Source organism: Mucilaginibacter sp. L3T2-6, assembly GCF_030519355.1.
GTDB lineage: Bacteria > Bacteroidota > Bacteroidia > Sphingobacteriales > Sphingobacteriaceae > Mucilaginibacter.
On the sequence record NZ_JAUMKC010000003.1, the window covers coordinates 233,452 to 248,554 of the forward strand.

At 45.5% G+C, this 15,103-nt stretch carries 17 protein-coding genes and 1 tRNA gene; 9 read left to right on the forward strand and 9 right to left on the reverse strand.

What is annotated here, in order from left to right; genetic code table 11:
* Positions 1-12: 12 nt before the first annotated feature.
* Positions 13-471, reverse strand: coding sequence for a hypothetical protein (locus Q3W13_RS05370; protein ID WP_302861938.1), 459 nt, complete (start codon positions 469-471; stop codon positions 13-15).
* A 1-nt stretch (position 472) separates the two neighbouring features.
* Here Q3W13_RS05370 and Q3W13_RS05375 point away from each other — a divergent pair, with 1 nt between their 5' ends.
* Both Q3W13_RS05375 and Q3W13_RS05380 read left to right on the forward strand, forming a co-directional pair.
* On the forward strand, positions 473-715 hold the full coding sequence (locus tag Q3W13_RS05375) for a hypothetical protein (protein WP_302861939.1): 243 nt from the start codon (positions 473-475) through the stop codon (positions 713-715).
* 327 nt (positions 716-1,042) lie between these two features.
* Complete coding sequence (locus tag Q3W13_RS05380; protein ID WP_302861940.1) at positions 1,043-1,873, forward strand: hypothetical protein; 831 nt, start codon at positions 1,043-1,045, stop codon at positions 1,871-1,873.
* 257 nt (positions 1,874-2,130) lie between these two features.
* Here Q3W13_RS05380 and Q3W13_RS05385 read toward each other — a convergent pair whose 3' ends face one another.
* The 3 genes from Q3W13_RS05385 to Q3W13_RS05395 all read right to left on the reverse strand — a co-directional run bounded on the left by Q3W13_RS05385 (position 2,131) and on the right by Q3W13_RS05395 (position 5,310).
* On the reverse strand, positions 2,131-2,505 hold the full coding sequence (locus Q3W13_RS05385) for a VOC family protein (protein ID WP_302861942.1): 375 nt from the start codon (positions 2,503-2,505) through the stop codon (positions 2,131-2,133).
* 41 nt (positions 2,506-2,546) lie between these two features.
* On the reverse strand, positions 2,547-3,245 hold the full coding sequence (locus Q3W13_RS05390) for a head GIN domain-containing protein (RefSeq protein ID WP_302861943.1): 699 nt from the start codon (positions 3,243-3,245) through the stop codon (positions 2,547-2,549).
* Between the two features lie 367 nt (positions 3,246-3,612).
* Complete coding sequence (locus tag Q3W13_RS05395) at positions 3,613-5,310, reverse strand: patatin-like phospholipase family protein (protein ID WP_302861944.1); 1,698 nt, start codon at positions 5,308-5,310, stop codon at positions 3,613-3,615.
* A 277-nt stretch (positions 5,311-5,587) separates the two neighbouring features.
* Here Q3W13_RS05395 and Q3W13_RS05400 point away from each other — a divergent pair, with 277 nt between their 5' ends.
* On the forward strand, positions 5,588-6,412 hold the full coding sequence (locus Q3W13_RS05400) for a LuxR C-terminal-related transcriptional regulator (RefSeq protein ID WP_302861945.1): 825 nt from the start codon (positions 5,588-5,590) through the stop codon (positions 6,410-6,412).
* Between the two features lie 73 nt (positions 6,413-6,485).
* Entirely contained in the window at positions 6,486-6,986 is a 501-nt protein-coding gene (locus Q3W13_RS05405; RefSeq protein WP_302861946.1) for a cupin domain-containing protein, read from the forward strand.
* A 47-nt stretch (positions 6,987-7,033) separates the two neighbouring features.
* Here Q3W13_RS05405 and Q3W13_RS05410 read toward each other — a convergent pair whose 3' ends face one another.
* Positions 7,034-8,608 (reverse strand): phage tail sheath C-terminal domain-containing protein, encoded by a 1,575-nt coding sequence (locus Q3W13_RS05410; protein ID WP_302861947.1) that lies wholly within the window; start codon positions 8,606-8,608, stop codon positions 7,034-7,036.
* A gap of 551 nt (positions 8,609-9,159) precedes the next feature.
* Between Q3W13_RS05410 and Q3W13_RS05415 the strand changes: the two genes are divergently transcribed.
* Positions 9,160-9,231, forward strand: a tRNA-Cys gene (locus Q3W13_RS05415).
* Positions 9,232-9,365: 134 nt separating this feature from the next.
* Here the strand turns inward: Q3W13_RS05415 and Q3W13_RS05420 are convergent.
* The 4 genes from Q3W13_RS05420 to Q3W13_RS05435 form a co-directional block, all read right to left on the reverse strand.
* Positions 9,366-10,043, reverse strand: coding sequence for a peptidoglycan-binding protein (locus Q3W13_RS05420; protein ID WP_302861948.1), 678 nt, complete (start codon positions 10,041-10,043; stop codon positions 9,366-9,368).
* Between the two features lie 41 nt (positions 10,044-10,084).
* A complete protein-coding gene (locus Q3W13_RS05425) occupies positions 10,085-10,837 on the reverse strand; it encodes a hypothetical protein (protein WP_302861950.1) in 753 nt (250 codons plus the stop codon).
* A gap of 223 nt (positions 10,838-11,060) precedes the next feature.
* Positions 11,061-11,486 (reverse strand): SRPBCC domain-containing protein, encoded by a 426-nt coding sequence (locus Q3W13_RS05430; RefSeq protein WP_302861951.1) that lies wholly within the window; start codon positions 11,484-11,486, stop codon positions 11,061-11,063.
* A gap of 213 nt (positions 11,487-11,699) precedes the next feature.
* On the reverse strand, positions 11,700-12,302 hold the full coding sequence (locus Q3W13_RS05435; RefSeq protein WP_302861952.1) for a DUF1684 domain-containing protein: 603 nt from the start codon (positions 12,300-12,302) through the stop codon (positions 11,700-11,702).
* A gap of 99 nt (positions 12,303-12,401) precedes the next feature.
* Between Q3W13_RS05435 and Q3W13_RS05440 the strand changes: the two genes are divergently transcribed.
* The 4 genes from Q3W13_RS05440 to Q3W13_RS05455 are packed head-to-tail and all read left to right on the forward strand — an operon-like array spanning position 12,402 to position 15,101.
* Positions 12,402-12,863: a GNAT family N-acetyltransferase gene (locus Q3W13_RS05440; RefSeq protein ID WP_302861953.1), complete on the forward strand. Its 462-nt coding sequence runs from the start codon at positions 12,402-12,404 to the stop codon at positions 12,861-12,863.
* A gap of 43 nt (positions 12,864-12,906) precedes the next feature.
* Positions 12,907-13,371, forward strand: a complete 465-nt coding sequence (locus tag Q3W13_RS05445) for a hypothetical protein (protein WP_302861954.1) — start codon at positions 12,907-12,909, stop codon at positions 13,369-13,371.
* A gap of 25 nt (positions 13,372-13,396) precedes the next feature.
* Positions 13,397-14,194, forward strand: coding sequence for an NIPSNAP family protein (locus Q3W13_RS05450; protein WP_302861955.1), 798 nt, complete (start codon positions 13,397-13,399; stop codon positions 14,192-14,194).
* A gap of 16 nt (positions 14,195-14,210) precedes the next feature.
* Positions 14,211-15,101, forward strand: coding sequence for a DNA-3-methyladenine glycosylase (locus Q3W13_RS05455; RefSeq protein WP_302861956.1), 891 nt, complete (start codon positions 14,211-14,213; stop codon positions 15,099-15,101).
* Positions 15,102-15,103: the final 2 nt, after the last annotated feature.

Sequence of the window (15,103 nt, forward strand, 5' to 3'; positions counted from 1 at the left end):
GCCGCGTGTGGTTTACTCATGCCAATCATAACCGCAAAATCGGCATTGCTTGGCCCGTGGCGTTCTGGCTAATTTACCGCACTTAGCACAGTAGTTAAAAAACACCTCATCCGGATAATCTTTTAATATACGCCCTGCGCAGTTTAATATAAACTGTACATATCCTTCGTCCAGTTGCGCTAATATTTCAGGCTCATCGGTTAACCACTGGTTGCGCAAATATATTTTAGTTCGAAGCTCACCATCCGGCAGTTCACTTAATTTCAATGAATGCCGATGTTGTTTTAATGCTATCTTTTCCGGCTCATTAAGCAACTGCATGTAGTGTGCGATAATATAGTTTGCTTTTTCAGGCGTTAGGGGTTCCATTTTATAAATATCTAAAAAAATAAAAATAATTCCTACTGCGCATATACATTGCGCAGTGCCTCTATTTCTTTGTATCAACATTAAGAAATAAAGGAGGTTCACAATGAAATTCAACCTGTTAAGCAAATTAAAAAACCAGACCGTTAACTACGCGGGTGCCAAAGCGTTTACGCTGTCCCCCGAGATGGAACTGTACACCGCCGTGGTCACCTGGAGCTTAAACGACTCCTTTTATGAAAAGGACGAGGCGCGTTTGGTGAGCTTGGAAAAGTTAATAAAGGCGTGCCACCCTGTTTTTCCCTCATTGGCCGGGATTTGCAATCCCCGACCGAATTACGAAAATTAAATATCCTGTCTAGGGGATTATAAATCCCCGCTATTGTTGTCCAGGATTATAAATCCGGACAAACAGGTGGTGCAATAAATAACAATCGTTTCGCAATTAGAATTAATCGTATAGATCCTATCGTAAGTACAGAATATAGAGAAGTACAATACGATCCAATGTTTAAATACTGGCGTTAAATATCAATTAACTAAAAATACTTAGCCCCTTAACCAATGGTTGACGTAATAACCTACATTAATTTCAATTATCCATTATTTTACACCACATTGTGCAAAGTCCGCTGCGTAGTTTTATATTCAAAAATATTTATAACCTTACCCATTAATGAAAAAGCTGTTTGCATTAATTAGTGTCTTGTTTGTTATTACCATAAATGCAAAAGCGCAAAAAAATGAGCTGGCCAAAATTGCAGATAGCATAAAGGCAGAGGGGGAAATGCTATATCGTTCGGAGTGGGCATCAGGGCACGCTACCGCAATATTCAAGCTCAAGTATCCCACAAAGAAACTCCTGTCTGGCGGTTACCTATCTTATGAAACTAAAAAGGGATTGACCACCATCTTTTTTTCCACAAATGAAGATCCGGTGGTAGTAGCGACAGTTAAGTTCAGGAATGGTCTCGACTTATCAAATTACAGTATAGACACCATAACAAGAAAATTTACAGAAAATGAAAAAGAGTTTTATACTATTCGCGCAGAAGCTGCAAAAGATGTTTTAAATGATCCGCTCTTTCAATTTTATGATCATACCAGTTTAAATCTTATTCCTGTTATAAAAGGTGGTGAAAAAAGAGTTTATGTCATCACTGCGCAAACGTCGCCAAATGAAGTATTATTAGGAAATGATTACCTGATCACTTTCGACAAAGACAATAATATAATCAAAAAAACAAAGCTTCATAATAATCTTATCCCATTGGGAACCGGCGGTGAAGATCCGATAAAAGCATCTTCACACCAACATTTAGGTGAAACAAGTCCTTTTATTACTGCAACTGATGTATGCGCATTTAAAATGTGGAAGGGAAAAACGACTTGGGTAATTAGCTTTGTTTCTTCAATAAGATATGTGTCTGCGTGGCACTTTCAGGATGAATTTTTAGAAATTTTAACCCAGGACGAATTTCAGGAAATTATGAAAAAGAACCAATAATCGGCAATTAAGCGTTTGAATCTGCGGCATGGAGATAATTTAATGCCGATCCACCCCGCCCGTTGGTCGGGATTTGCAATCCCCGACCGACCGAATTTTTGTGAGATGATAATCCACGAAAAATAAATACTTGTGTACGGGGATTACAAAATCCCCGGGCATCGTTGTCCAGGATTATAAATCCGGACAAACAGGTGGGTAACCTGGCTATATATGCCCGCAGTCTCAACTGGCTCACCGGGCCAGCAGTAAAAAATTTAAGCTTTTATCTCCTGTACAAACCGCAAGGTATTGCCATCTGCATCTTTCACATAAAATTCGCGGCGGCCCCAGGTTTGATCGACCGGCCCCTGCTCTACGGGAGAATCTTCTTTGCCGGAAGTATCCAGTCCGCGGCTTTTATATTTGGCGAATAGCGCGTCCACGTCATTAACCCACACATTAACTACCGATCCGAACAGCCGGTCGTTTTCAAGAACGGTGATTTGAAATTCCGCATCGCCATTACCAAGGTCAATTACCGGAGCGTCGGCAGTGCCTGCAGGACCGGTCATTACAAAATCCAGTACTTCCGTGTAGTGCTTTAGCGCCGCGCGCATGTTGCGTACTTTAAATACGGGTACAATTTTCATCGCAAAAGAATCGGCTTGATATTAAAAAATCAGCCCGGGAATTAGTCTTTTTTACTTACCCTCCCCGAACCGGAGTACTGTGTGTCGGCGACGGCAGCGTCTCCTGTATATGCTACGCCACCCGAACCGGAGATAACTGCTGTGATTTTTTTGTTAACCACCATATCAACGCTGCCAGATCCGGAAAGCCTTGCATTTAACGTTTGTACGGTGAACTCTATGGCATTAACATTACCGGAACCGGAAATCTGAACATTAGCCCTGTCTGCGCTGCCATCTACCGTCAGCCCGCCGGAACCGCTTAACTTAATCTGCGCTAATTCTGATTTGACCGACGCCTTTAAGCTGCCCGAGCCGCTAAGCGTCAGTATAGCGAGCGGACCGGTAACCGTGCCTTCCAGCACCATATTCCCCGAGCCGCCGTTGGCGAGGTGATGCAGCTCTTTGGCTGTTATGTAGATGTTTGCACGCGCTATGTCGCCATGGTTTCTCCAGCCGTGTTTCATCTGCACCTTTAATACGCCGTTGTCCACTTTGGTTTCAATATCGTTTAAAATACCGGCGTCTACATCCAACCTAACGCTCTCTGTACCGTCAATCTTAACCTGCACATTAAAAGGTCCGTTACATTCAACGCCGTAGTAATCCGAAACATCCCTGGTAATACCCTGCGCAGCTGCGCTTAAAGCCATTACCATGCAAGTCAGCATTACGGAACAGCCGGTAAATATCTTTCTCATAATTTTTTTTTAACAAGACGCAGAATGCGGCGCCGGCGTTGCAAAGATCAGCGGGGCCTGTGGTGTTTTTTGCCTAAAAAGTTTTAATGTTTATGCACTCACTTACGCTTAGCGGTATTTTGACCGGTACCAGGGGTTTACAACTGTAAACCCCTTTTTTGCAATCATTTGTTTATCAATTAGTTAATTATTGAGCTGTTAAAAAAGTGTAAACCCCTAATCAAACAATTGAATATCAATTAGTTATAAACAGTAAAAACGTTATCTAACTGATAAACAGAATGTTCCATGTTGTTTCGAGGCGTTCCGCGCAAAAACGGAACGCTTTGATGCGTTGTCCTGAAAAAAGTTCATACTTTTTATTGGGCTAATGCATCAGGTGCCAGGTTTTCAGCTCCTTTTTAATGGTGCCTAAAATGGTCCGGGCCATGCTGCCGCGCAACAGCAGCACGCCAATGCGCAACGCAAATTTTACCATCGGCTTAAACTTTTCAATGTTTAAAATTACGGCTTGTACGCGCTTTGCCATAGCTGCCTCGTACTTATCAATAGCCTCCGGGGGCTGCACGGGCCAGTTTTTATCATAAGGCTTGAACAGTTTCGGAAAGGTATAGTCTACATCGTCGTCAACTATCGGGATGATCTGCCAGCCGCCGTCGCCGGGCACTGTCGAGCGGTATTTGTCGCCGGTTATGTCTTTATAGCCCTCCCTGAAAATGGGGTTCGCATTTTTGGCATCGTCCGGTATGGTAAAGTAATCGCGCAGAAATATTTTACAGTTGTGCCTTCCTAAAAAGTAGTCGTGCACGCGGAAGTTTTTATTCAAAAAACCGCTAAAGCCGCCCAGTGCGCCGCAGGCAATGGCCCGCTCGCCGTCGATACTGATGGGGTCGCCGTCGGGCTTTATAAATTTGCGGGCGGGGTCAATTAAAAACTGCCCGGCGCAGCCGTCGGCAAGGGCATCATCTATTTGCCAGGGCCTTGACCGCATCTGGCTTATCATTGCCGAGAGCGTCAGTCCAATAACATTAAGCAGCTTAGCTGATTTATTAATGATCGATGGTTTATTGCTCGGGAAAGGCGCCACCATGATGATGGTGGATTTAAATTTCTTATAGTTCTCGTAGTCGGCAGATTCCTGCTGGCCGCTTACGTCCTTTAATATCTGCCGCACCTTGTCAAACGGCTCATTGTTAATCATCCCGCCATCTATGTTCAGGGTTGTATAAGGGTCCTCGTCTATTTGTATCGCCTTTAATACGTTAGGGGTAAACAGGCCGTCGTTATTTACGGTTTTGGCGGGCCGGGTAACTTCGCGTGCTTTAAGGCCTACCGGGAATGCGCCCGTTGCCATGGCGGATTGCATCGCTTCTTTTGCACTTTCGCCATGCTCTATATTCAGTGGCATCCACCCGGCCGGGGTACGCGCCCCTTTTTTCCAGTTTAGCTGAAAGCAGGCATAATCGTTATGCAACGCCATGTAATAAGGGCGTTTCGGTACTGATGTATTGGCAGAATTAAACAGCACATCGTAATTAAAACCCTGCAGGTTGCTAAGGGTGGTGAACAGTTTCATATCCGGCGAGATGTACTCAGGGCGCGTTTGCCAGTTGATGGCGGCGGATTTTGCGGGCGTGATGGTCCGTTTGGCCACCTCGTCTATAAACATACAGTTAAAGGCAGACTCTACCTCTGCGTCTTTAATATCGCCGGTGTCCAGCATTTTGGCAAACATATCTTCATCCGTAAGGTCCACCCAGGAATGGTACAGCATATTTTCGGGGCGCTCGGCCATCAGGTCTGCACCGGGTTCTTTTACGGGGGTAATGCCTTGTTGCAGCGCAGCCGCGGTGATGATCGAGGTCATCCCGCCTGCCGAGGCGCCGCCGATAACGGGGATTTCAATGCGGTGAGACGGATAACCCCCGGTGCCCCTCTTTTTTTCGTAGGCTTCAAGTGCTTCCAGTAAATAATCCATAACGCCGGCGGTGTATGCTCCAGCCGATACGGCGCCCGCCATACATATGCCAAGGTAGAATTTTGGCTCGTCTTTTTTTGCTGCCATGATACTGATAAGTTAGGATGTAATAATAAGGTATTGATAAACAGATGTTAAGTTAACAGATTCTGGCTTTAATTCAAAATGAGATTTGATGCCGGGTTCAATATAAGCGTAGAAACCCTTAAGCTTTGTGCCTGCCTCACCTGAATTCTCTCCAAAGGAGAGGACTTGAGCTGCAGGGTGAAGCGACCAGGAAGTTTGTGGGAAGAGAACCGTAGTTATACATCTATTTTACTTATATCGAACTCACATTATTTAAAGTTGCACCACCTCAATCGCTTTGTCTAAAACTCTGGCTATTGCTAAACCCATCTGCCTTGCTTATCTTAGCTATATGGCCAGTGAGCATAACGAAACCGATTCGCTGATCACTCTCAGGGTGCTTAACCAAATCGGTGCGTCTATTCTGTCGGAGTTTACGGTTGAGCAAATAATCGATACTGTTTATCAGCATGTAAACCGCCTGATGGATGCTTATTCGTTTGCTATAGGTTTGTACAACCCGGTTTCGCAGCGTTTTGAATATACCGGCACCCGGGAAAATGGCAAAAAGATGCCGGCATTTTCTATTTATGCACATAGTACCGAAAGGTTTTCAGGGTGGGTTTTTGCCAACAAAAAGGAAGTATTTATCAATGATTTTGAAAACGAATACCAGCGCTATCTGCCAGCGCGCATCACTGCATTGCATGGGCTGGAGCCCGCGTCGCTAATGTATGTGCCCTTGATGATAAACCAGGAAATCATCGGCCTGCTGTCGGTACGCACGCCTGTAAAAAACGCTTATACGCAGCATTCGTTAGAGATTCTGAAGACGCTGGCGGTGTTTATCAGTAAGGCTATCGAAAATGCGCGCGCACGGAAAAACGACGAGGTGGCCGCACGGCAAGCGCCCGGTGATTACCACTTAAACCCGCTTTCGGCGCGCGAGCTGGATGTGCTGAATTTATTGTCGAAAGGCGCTGCCAACCGGGCTATCGCCGATAGTCTTTTTATCTCGCCAAGCACGGTAAAAACGCATACACTGAATATTTATCAAAAGCTCGGGGCCGCTAACCGGACCGAAGCCATAATAAAGGCCAGAGATTACGGGTTGATAAACTGAAAAATCCACCATTTGGCTGATTCGCTGCCCGGCCCATGCCGGTACCTTTGTGATCAATAAATTATTAAAAATCATGACCGAACAAATCGTTAACCCAATAGTGCACGTTACCGGCGATCAGTTACTGGAACGCTCCCGCTGGTACGGACCTAATCTTTTTACCTTTTTAACCACTGCGGAAGAAACTCAAGGCGCCTTTAGCTTGATTAAATGCACACTAAGAAAAGGTTTTGCCCCGCCGCCGCATATCCATACAAAAGAAGACGAGAGCTACTTCATCCTTGATGGCGAAGTGCAGTACGAAATCGGCGAACGCGTTATCCATGCAAAACCTGGCGATTATGTACACTCGCCCAGACTGACGGCCCATACATTCAAGTTGCTTACCGATACCGCAACAGTTTTGTTACTGATAACACCAGGCGGTTTCGAAGAGCTGTTTATTCGATTCAGCCGGCCAGCGCAGGCCATGGAACTACCGCCGGTACCGACCGAGCGCCCCGGCAAGGAGTTTTTTGAAAGCATGGACAGGCTGAGCACCCAGCTAGGGGTTACAACGCTGCCCAGCCTGTAGTATAATGAAGCAATTATTTAAGCGGATAAGGCATTTGCTGCGTCCGCTTAACTTACCGGCATTATCTGCTGAAACGTTATCACTATAAACTCTGCCGGGTGTACTACGGCAACCTGTATGGTTACATTCATCAATCCGTTCAGTATTTCGTCGCTGGTCATGGTAGTGCCTAACCCGCAGGCAACCGAAAACGCATCGGAAGGAGAGGCCCCCAGCAAACCACCCTCTTTCCATAACGATGTCAAAAAGCTGCTGATCATAGCTGTAACCGCACTCCATGTGTTTTTGTCATTGGGCTGAAAAACGAAAGCCTCCGCCCCCAGTTTGCACGATTGCTCTATCATGGTAACAGTCCGGCGTGTGGACAAATATCGCCAGTCCTGGCTGTTACCATCCAGTGTCCGCGCCCCCCAGATCAATATACCCAGGCCGTTAAAAAAACGGATGGCATTGATAGATTTACCTGTGACAGCATCAATATTCAAGTCGGCCTGCTGACTATCAGAGAGCCTGATGGGCAGTGATACTGCGCTGACGATGGATGTATTTGCCGGAGCGGTCCAAACGCCGGATTGATTGTCGACAGTTGTCATCACCCCTGCCAGAGCGCCGCTTGGCGGCAGCAGGTTAACATCTGCCAGGATATGCTTCAGAATGGCGGCATATAATGGGCTGGCATTAATTAACGCGCTATTGTATTGGCTTGCTGTGTATGCGCCGGGTGAATTTATAATTTCATTTAAAATGGTCGCCGCGGCTGGGTTAGGGTTGCTCGCAGGATTAAGCAAAGGCATCAGCTGTGCAACATCACCGCCAAAGATATTGGTGTAATCAATTTCGGAATTTTGTGTGATAGTTGTACCCACAAACGGATAATAGGCGCAACCGTAATTGAGACCGTTATTGCCGGTGCCGTTCCTGAAAGTTGCTATATCATTGGTATAGAGAACGGGATCGGGGTTGCGGCCGCCGATAATATCAAATAAACTTATGCAAGTCCCCATGTCCGATGATTGCAGCAACATTTCCTGCATCAAGGTAGAATTATCAGCAATCGATAGGAGGGTTGCTTCAGGACAGATATACATGGTCGGCGCCGGCTCGTTCAAAAGTAGCTTTAAACCACCCAGCAAATCATTCAACTGCACATTCGGATTAACAATCTGTGCGCCGGGATCCATTGGTTTTGATGACGGCGCCCCATAACCGCCTACTGACACGATATAAGCATCACCGCCGCCATTCTGATAAAACAGGCGGACGCTGTTATATAAATAGTAAATGGTGCTGGCATCGGGTAACAGCGCATAATAATTGCCGTTGATCAGTATATAGTCGTTATTAGCAGGCTGCGATTTTTGCTGAACCAGGTAGTACTGAGGGTAATATTGTTTTGCAGGATCGGCAGGGGCTGGTGGATTGGGGGGGCAATATATAGCCTGGAACTCTGCAAATGACGATATTTTTTGAGGTACATTATTATATGGCTTGCCCTCATACGCGGTCTGCGGTGTGTAACCGATAAAGGCCGGCACCGCTGTTGCAACAGGTACTATTGAATTGGGGAAAGCATTTATTTCGTTGATATACACACCGGGGGTAGTAAGATTTGAATGAGGCATAAAATGAGTTGGGTTAAGGTTTTGATAACCAATAAATGTTTGCAGTGAAGTTAGCGAAATATCCGTTATGTATAATTTTAATAAAGCAGTAAATTCTTTAGACAATCAGCGTAACCTGAGATAGATTAGAACTAAAAGGCGTTAATTTGAATAATAATCTATTAAATCTATCTTTTTTATAGATTTAATTTGCAATTATCATTTTTCTCTCTACATTTGCTTTGTAGCTAATCGAAAAAGGAAACAAAAATGAATACCAACCGCATATATACTGCGAGCCAAATGCGAATGCGCCTGCTGGAAAAGGCCATATGCTGTTATTGTTGTTGCTGAACAAGGCGATAATTTCTTCGCTACCACGATATACTAATTTATTCAGGTTTTCAAATTTTTACAGGGCATAGCTATGTCTAGAATTTAGCTATAGGCGCTTGGCTGCGCTTTCAAAAACCTTCATTTTTAAATGATTAATTAGGTTTAATTTTTCTTAGGTTTCTTATTCGGTAAGGCGGGGGTGCCCTCCCCCAACTTCCGGGTAGGTTGAAAAAAGCGGCGGAGTGGCCAAGTGGTTAGGCGGGAGTCTGCAAAACTTTTTACAGCGGTTCGAATCCGTTCTCACGCCTCATTAAAATGTCTTCTCATCGTTTAGGTTTATAATTGGTTAGTAAGTGCCCCTGCCCATCAGGGGCCTTGCTTTTTTGTCGCCATTATACCGCCGGTTAAGTTACCCAGTCGGCAATTACACAATGAAGCAGATTTAAGCGGTATTGCGGGCGCTTAAAAAATTATCATACCACGATTTATCTCCATTTGGCGGATAAACACCATGACGGAGCGCGCTGGAACTTGTGCCCGCCAATTGCAGATGGGGGATTTCAAAATGCAGCCTCATTAAGCCCTCGTTTGCTCCAAGCTCATGCATACGGCTCCACCAGGCGGCCTTTGCGCCGCCACTGTCCCAGCTCCAGTCGCCATTGACCAGCAATACAAAGTCAACTGCCAGGCCGTACTGATGATATGAGTGCCATGGCAGCGCATACGTAACGATGTCGCCAGGCTTGGTGCGCCCCTGCGCATATAGGTCGGCCTGTCGTTCGGGAAACCTGAATGCCTCGTATATTCTGAAAGGTATTCCTTCCGCCTGTAATTGAACAAATACCTTAACAACGGCCACCCGTACAATGGGGTGAAGGTGCAGTATATCGTTATGCCTGTCTATCCTTCCCGTCGCTGCTCTGGGCTTCTCTGTCGCCAGGTAGATTTTTGTCCAGGTGTTACCGCCAACCACTCCGTCCGTTACCAGTTGGTTGTCTGTTTGAAACTTTCTAACGGCTGCATCTGTTGGGCCATCAAAAGTCCCTGTTTCGGTTATATTTAATTTTCGCTGCAGGTAGGATACCAAATTTCCCGAACTGCCAATTTTTAACAATTCCATAGCTCTGTAATTTAATAAAACTGTTTGCCGGCGAAAGCCGGTTAAGAATTACTTGCGGGCGGATTGCCGCCTGACCCAGGCGTGGCGCCGTCGCCCTGCGGTTTAAGGTTCGGCACAGGTGCAACAGGGGCTGGCGGAGGCACCGGTGGAGGGACAGGGGCCGCGTTTACATTCACGGTATCCTCACTGACAGGCGCATTCTTATTTTCGTTGATTTTTAAACCCAGATAAGCGCCTGTACTTATGCCCATCATGGCAAGCAACTGTGTGGTGATGATGGTACTGTCGGGCAATTGCGGATGAGTAGCTACAAACCCGATGTAAATGGCCCCTACTACAATAGTCCAGATAACATTCTGAAGCCGGTGAACACTGACGCCCTTCTCATCAGATATTATATCGATAAAAAAGCCTTTCGAGGGATAATCCTGCTGCGGTATGGCATCACCCTGCGTATCCTTCTGGCTGTTGTCGATGGTTTTAGAAACCAATGTCGTGCCCGCGGCTATGCCGAGCAGCGCCAGGTTGACATCATTTAGGGCAGGGATGGCAAAATTTTGCCTGGTAGAGCATTCCAGAAACACATAAATAAATGAGCTGATAACTATTACTGTCCAGAATGCCAGCTGCGAACGGCCCAGACTAAATGATGGCCTGGCTTTCTTCGCGTTTTTCATGTTTGCGGCCAGCTTGCAAAAGTTCGCATCATTAAATATTTCATTACGGAGCATCGAAGATTCCTTCGACACGATCACAACGATTCCGCCGAGGATAAGTAAAATGAGGTAATACATAGGAAATGTTTTAAGGTTTAATAACAAACATCAAATGATCTGTTAATTAGGGTTTGGTTTACCAAACTTACTGATACAGAATGAATAATGCAATAGATTGCGAAAAAAGCCGGGTGTTTTTTTTAAATAAAGTGGCTGTGAAGCCTTAGCAATGTTGTAAATAAAAATAACCGCGATAATTTAGCGATGGGGCATCAAAACAATAGTACATTCATCGTTAGTTTCAGCTTTTACCCTCTGCATACTTTGCAAACTTGTCAAGCACCGCTTTACAAAACTCCTGTTGCATGTCAAAGGATTGATTGGCATCAGGTTCAAAAGTTTCGGTCAACTTTACAGGTTTGTCATCAGCAAAAGTAATCGTTGATTTCCGGCCATCGTCCAGCGTGTACCGGATGAACTCATAAGGTTTAACCTCGTCATAAGTACCCCGGAAATTAAATTTGAAGCTGCCATCTTTCATTTCCATAACATACAGAAAGCGGCCGCCGGGGCGCAGATCGTTTTCAGCGTGCGAAGTATGCCAGCCGGCATCGGGTGTATTCCACTGTTTAATATCTTCGGGATTATTCCACAGTTCCCAAACCTTTGCTATGGGGGCATTGATCCTGGTTTCGGCGGTAAGGATAACTTTTTTTGTGGCGCTCATATTGTCTGACTATTTATGTACAAACTTAAAGCGACCGCGTAAATTAAAGGATGGGAAGAAATGCCATTATAAGGGTGCATTCAGGCCAATTATCCTGCCAGGTGCATAAATTATCTGTATCGCTAGCATGGTAAAATTTGTCCCGCGGCTATATTACAAATCACTACAGGGTGTTGTCAGTTTATATAAATCTCAAACCGGAAGGATCAATTCTTAATGCTTTTTTGCTCCCGCAAAGTTCTTTTCGCCAGCCTCAACGGCAATCTCCAAATGGTTTTCATCCGGCGGCTTCGGACAACTGTAACCGGCGCTAAACGCACAATACGGATTATAGGCCCGGTTGAAATCAACAACAGCCACATCGCCCTTAATGTCTCCTGTACGCATATCAATATACCGTCCGCCGCCGTAAGTTGTACTGCCATTGGTATCGTCGGTAAAAGGCAGGAAAAGGTAATCGGCATATTGTGGTAATTTTGAAAGCGCGGTACTCTTGTAAAGCGTGAGCTGCACTGGTTTGCCTTTAAGTGTGAATGATAATATAGCGTAGCGTGCATATTGCCTGCCGGTACCGCTAAAAACCGGCATGGTAAACTCCGCCTGATTTTGCAATACTTCAACCTTCGCATTTACCCGGTAGCTGCTGTCGGCATCATAAAAACGCAGCAATTGCAGATCATCTTTTTTTAATGGCGAATTGGCATCGGTTAAAAAGTCGTTCTTGTATTGCTCGCGGAACTTTGCGATTTGTGCGGCATAATCCTGCCCGAAACAATTCAGGCTTACCAGGCAGAAAAGGATAAATAAATATCTCATAGTAATTGTACTTAAAAGGAGGATGCAATATATTCAAATTTTACAGGAGAAAGTGACAATGATCAAACTTCGGGTTCAAGTCCTTCCTATCTTTGCCGTATGAGTATCCCCACCCTAAAGCGAACCTATAGCGGCGAGGCCGATTTCCGTATGCTTATAAAAGAATTAGACAACGACCTGCGTGAGCGCAACGGCAATATTATGGATGTGTACGACGGTCACAATGTAATCGGCCATATTGACACTGTTGTAATTGCATACCTGGGTAGCATTCCCGCCGGCTGCGGCTGCTTCAAAAAGTACAGCGATGATACTGCAGAAATAAAACGCATGTACGTGCGGCCCAATGCCAGGAGGAAAGGCCTCAGTAGAATGATTTTAAACGAGCTGGAAGCCTGGGCAAAATCTCTGGGCTTTGCATATGTTGTTCTGGAAACCGGCAGCAAACAACAGGAGGCGTTGGGCTTGTATAGCCAGGCAGGATACGTGAATATCCCCGCCTATCCGCCCTACATTGATCTGCCCGATAGCGTTTGTTTTAAAAAGAAGTTAACTGCTTAAAATATCACCGCCTTTCAATCGTCCATTATAATACAAGCTTTACATGTATTTATTTTTACTTCCGCTTCATTCCCTCATTCGCTGGTTAGTTTTGCTGAGCCTGGCATTTGCTATTTATCGCGCCTACCGGGGCTGGCTAGGCCATAAGGCGTATACCAGGTTTGATGAACGCGCGCGAGCAATCGCTACTACCGTAGCGCATATACAACTGGTTGCAGGATTATGGCTTTATTTTGTTAGCCCTATTGTAAGCTATTTTCTGCATAATTTTAAAGAAGGCGTGCATGAAAGGGTTATACGTTTTTTCGGGATGGAGCATATTACCATGATGCTGATCGCCATAACTTTAATTACGATAGGCTCTGCAAAGGCTAAACGTAAAACAAACGACGCAGACAAATTTAAGGTCATGGCAATATGGTTCAGTATTGGCTTACTGATTATTTTCTTATCGATACCATGGTCGTTCTCACCCTTTACCAGCAGGCCATTGTTCAGGGCATTTTAAATTTGATATCGTATCTTAGCCGGATATGAAACGACGTTCATTTGTAAAATCATCTCTTATTGGCGGAGCTGCTGCGGCTGCCCTGCCTATCGCAAGCCATGGCATGAATAACGACGCGCTAAACGCCACTGCTGAATATTACGAGCTCCGGGCCTATCATTTAAAAGACGAGACGCAGCAAAAGCTGGTGGAAGATTTTTTCAAAAATGCCGCTATTCCGGCGTTGAACCGTGCAGGCGTAAAACATGTTGGCGTGTTTGCCGAAATGAAGCCTGAGGGGCAGACAAAAGTATTTGCACTGTTGCAGTATAACAGTCCCGTCCATATCGACGCAGTTAATAACGCCCTCGAAAATGACAGGGAATATCAGCGGAAAGGCGCAGCTTATTTAAATGCTCCAGCAACGCAACCCGCCTACGAGCGTATTGAAAGCTCGCTGTTAAAAGCATTCAAAAAGTTTCCATCACTTACCGCTCCCGAAAGGAAAAAACGGATTTTCGAGCTGCGCCAATATCAAAGTGCCAGCGAAGCTGCAGGCAAAAAGAAGATAGAGATGTTTAACGACCGCGGCGAGATCGACATCTTTAAACGACTCGGGTTTAACCCGGTTTTCTGGGGTGAAACTGTGATCGGGCCGCTGCGGCCTAACCTTACTTACATGGTGACTTTTGGTGATATGGAAGAAAAGGCTTCCCGCTGGCAGGATTTTGGCAGCGATACTCAATGGCATGAAATAAGTGCCGTGCCCGAATATGCAGATGCATTGCTGGTAAGTAAGATCACTTCGACCATGTTGATGCCAACCGAATTTTCGCAGATATAAATAGCTCTGCACAGGTTTGACAACAACTATCAACATTTGCCATCCACATCTTTTTAGCTGGGCTGAATCCCTTTGGTACTTAAACAGGGGCTTTGATGATTGTATTTATAAAATATCAGGCAATACTGTCCGCAGGGCATTTGATGTTGAGGGAGAGAAGATACTGACTGAAATTTCCTGCACAGATGGTACACTGATGATCAATTGGCTCACCGGCAAGCCTTCGGATAGGACGGAGGCTTACATCAGTAGTTTTGTTGGTGTTTGGTTCGATCTTGATACAGACCTTACGCCTTTCTATAAACTGCTGGCCGGGCATCCGGCGGTGGCAGATATGACCGCAAGCTATCATGGTCTTCGCCTGGTAGCCATGCCCGATTTATTTGAGACCCTGTCCTGGGCTATAATCGGCCAGCAGATCAACCTTACTTTCGCCTACAAGCTTAAGCGGCGGCTGGTCGAGCAATACGGAAGCACGTTAACATTTGAAGGCCAAACTTATCATATCTTTCCCAAGCCTGGGGCACTCAAAAACGCAAGTGTCGTCGATTTGCGCGAACTGCAATTATCCGGCAGCAAAGCCTCTTACCTGGTTAACATCGCCGAAAGCTTCGCGGATAATCGGTTGAGCCGCGAAATACTGCTGGCATTACCGGACTTTCCGCCGCGTCAAAAATACCTGACTGATATAAAGGGTATTGGGATATGGACAGCAAACTATGTGCTGATGAAAAACCTCGGCGAACGTGCCTGCATACCCTACGGCGATGCCGGATTACTTAATGCCCTTGTAGCCAGAAACATCATAGCTGATAAGCGGGACAAAGCCGGACTTGATGCATTTTTTGAGTTATTTAAGGGATGGGAAGCCTATATGGTGTTTTATTTGTGGCGGAGCCTGGCTTAACA

Coding starts and splice junctions, on each gene's coding strand:
- Q3W13_RS05375 (WP_302861939.1), top strand. CDS start 473: ATGAAATTCAACCTGTTAAGCAAATTAAAAAACCAGACCGTTAACTAC.
- Q3W13_RS05380 (WP_302861940.1), top strand. CDS start 1,043: ATGAAAAAGCTGTTTGCATTAATTAGTGTCTTGTTTGTTATTACCATA.
- Q3W13_RS05385 (WP_302861942.1), bottom strand. CDS start 2,505: ATGAAAATTGTACCCGTATTTAAAGTACGCAACATGCGCGCGGCGCTA.
- Q3W13_RS05390 (WP_302861943.1), bottom strand. CDS start 3,245: ATGAGAAAGATATTTACCGGCTGTTCCGTAATGCTGACTTGCATGGTA.
- Q3W13_RS05395 (WP_302861944.1), bottom strand. CDS start 5,310: ATGGCAGCAAAAAAAGACGAGCCAAAATTCTACCTTGGCATATGTATG.
- Q3W13_RS05405 (WP_302861946.1), top strand. CDS start 6,486: ATGACCGAACAAATCGTTAACCCAATAGTGCACGTTACCGGCGATCAG.
- Q3W13_RS05410 (WP_302861947.1), bottom strand. CDS start 8,608: ATGCCTCATTCAAATCTTACTACCCCCGGTGTGTATATCAACGAAATA.
- Q3W13_RS05420 (WP_302861948.1), bottom strand. CDS start 10,043: ATGGAATTGTTAAAAATTGGCAGTTCGGGAAATTTGGTATCCTACCTG.
- Q3W13_RS05425 (WP_302861950.1), bottom strand. CDS start 10,837: ATGTATTACCTCATTTTACTTATCCTCGGCGGAATCGTTGTGATCGTG.
- Q3W13_RS05430 (WP_302861951.1), bottom strand. CDS start 11,486: ATGAGCGCCACAAAAAAAGTTATCCTTACCGCCGAAACCAGGATCAAT.
- Q3W13_RS05435 (WP_302861952.1), bottom strand. CDS start 12,302: ATGAGATATTTATTTATCCTTTTCTGCCTGGTAAGCCTGAATTGTTTC.
- Q3W13_RS05440 (WP_302861953.1), top strand. CDS start 12,402: ATGAGTATCCCCACCCTAAAGCGAACCTATAGCGGCGAGGCCGATTTC.
- Q3W13_RS05445 (WP_302861954.1), top strand. CDS start 12,907: ATGTATTTATTTTTACTTCCGCTTCATTCCCTCATTCGCTGGTTAGTT.
- Q3W13_RS05450 (WP_302861955.1), top strand. CDS start 13,397: ATGAAACGACGTTCATTTGTAAAATCATCTCTTATTGGCGGAGCTGCT.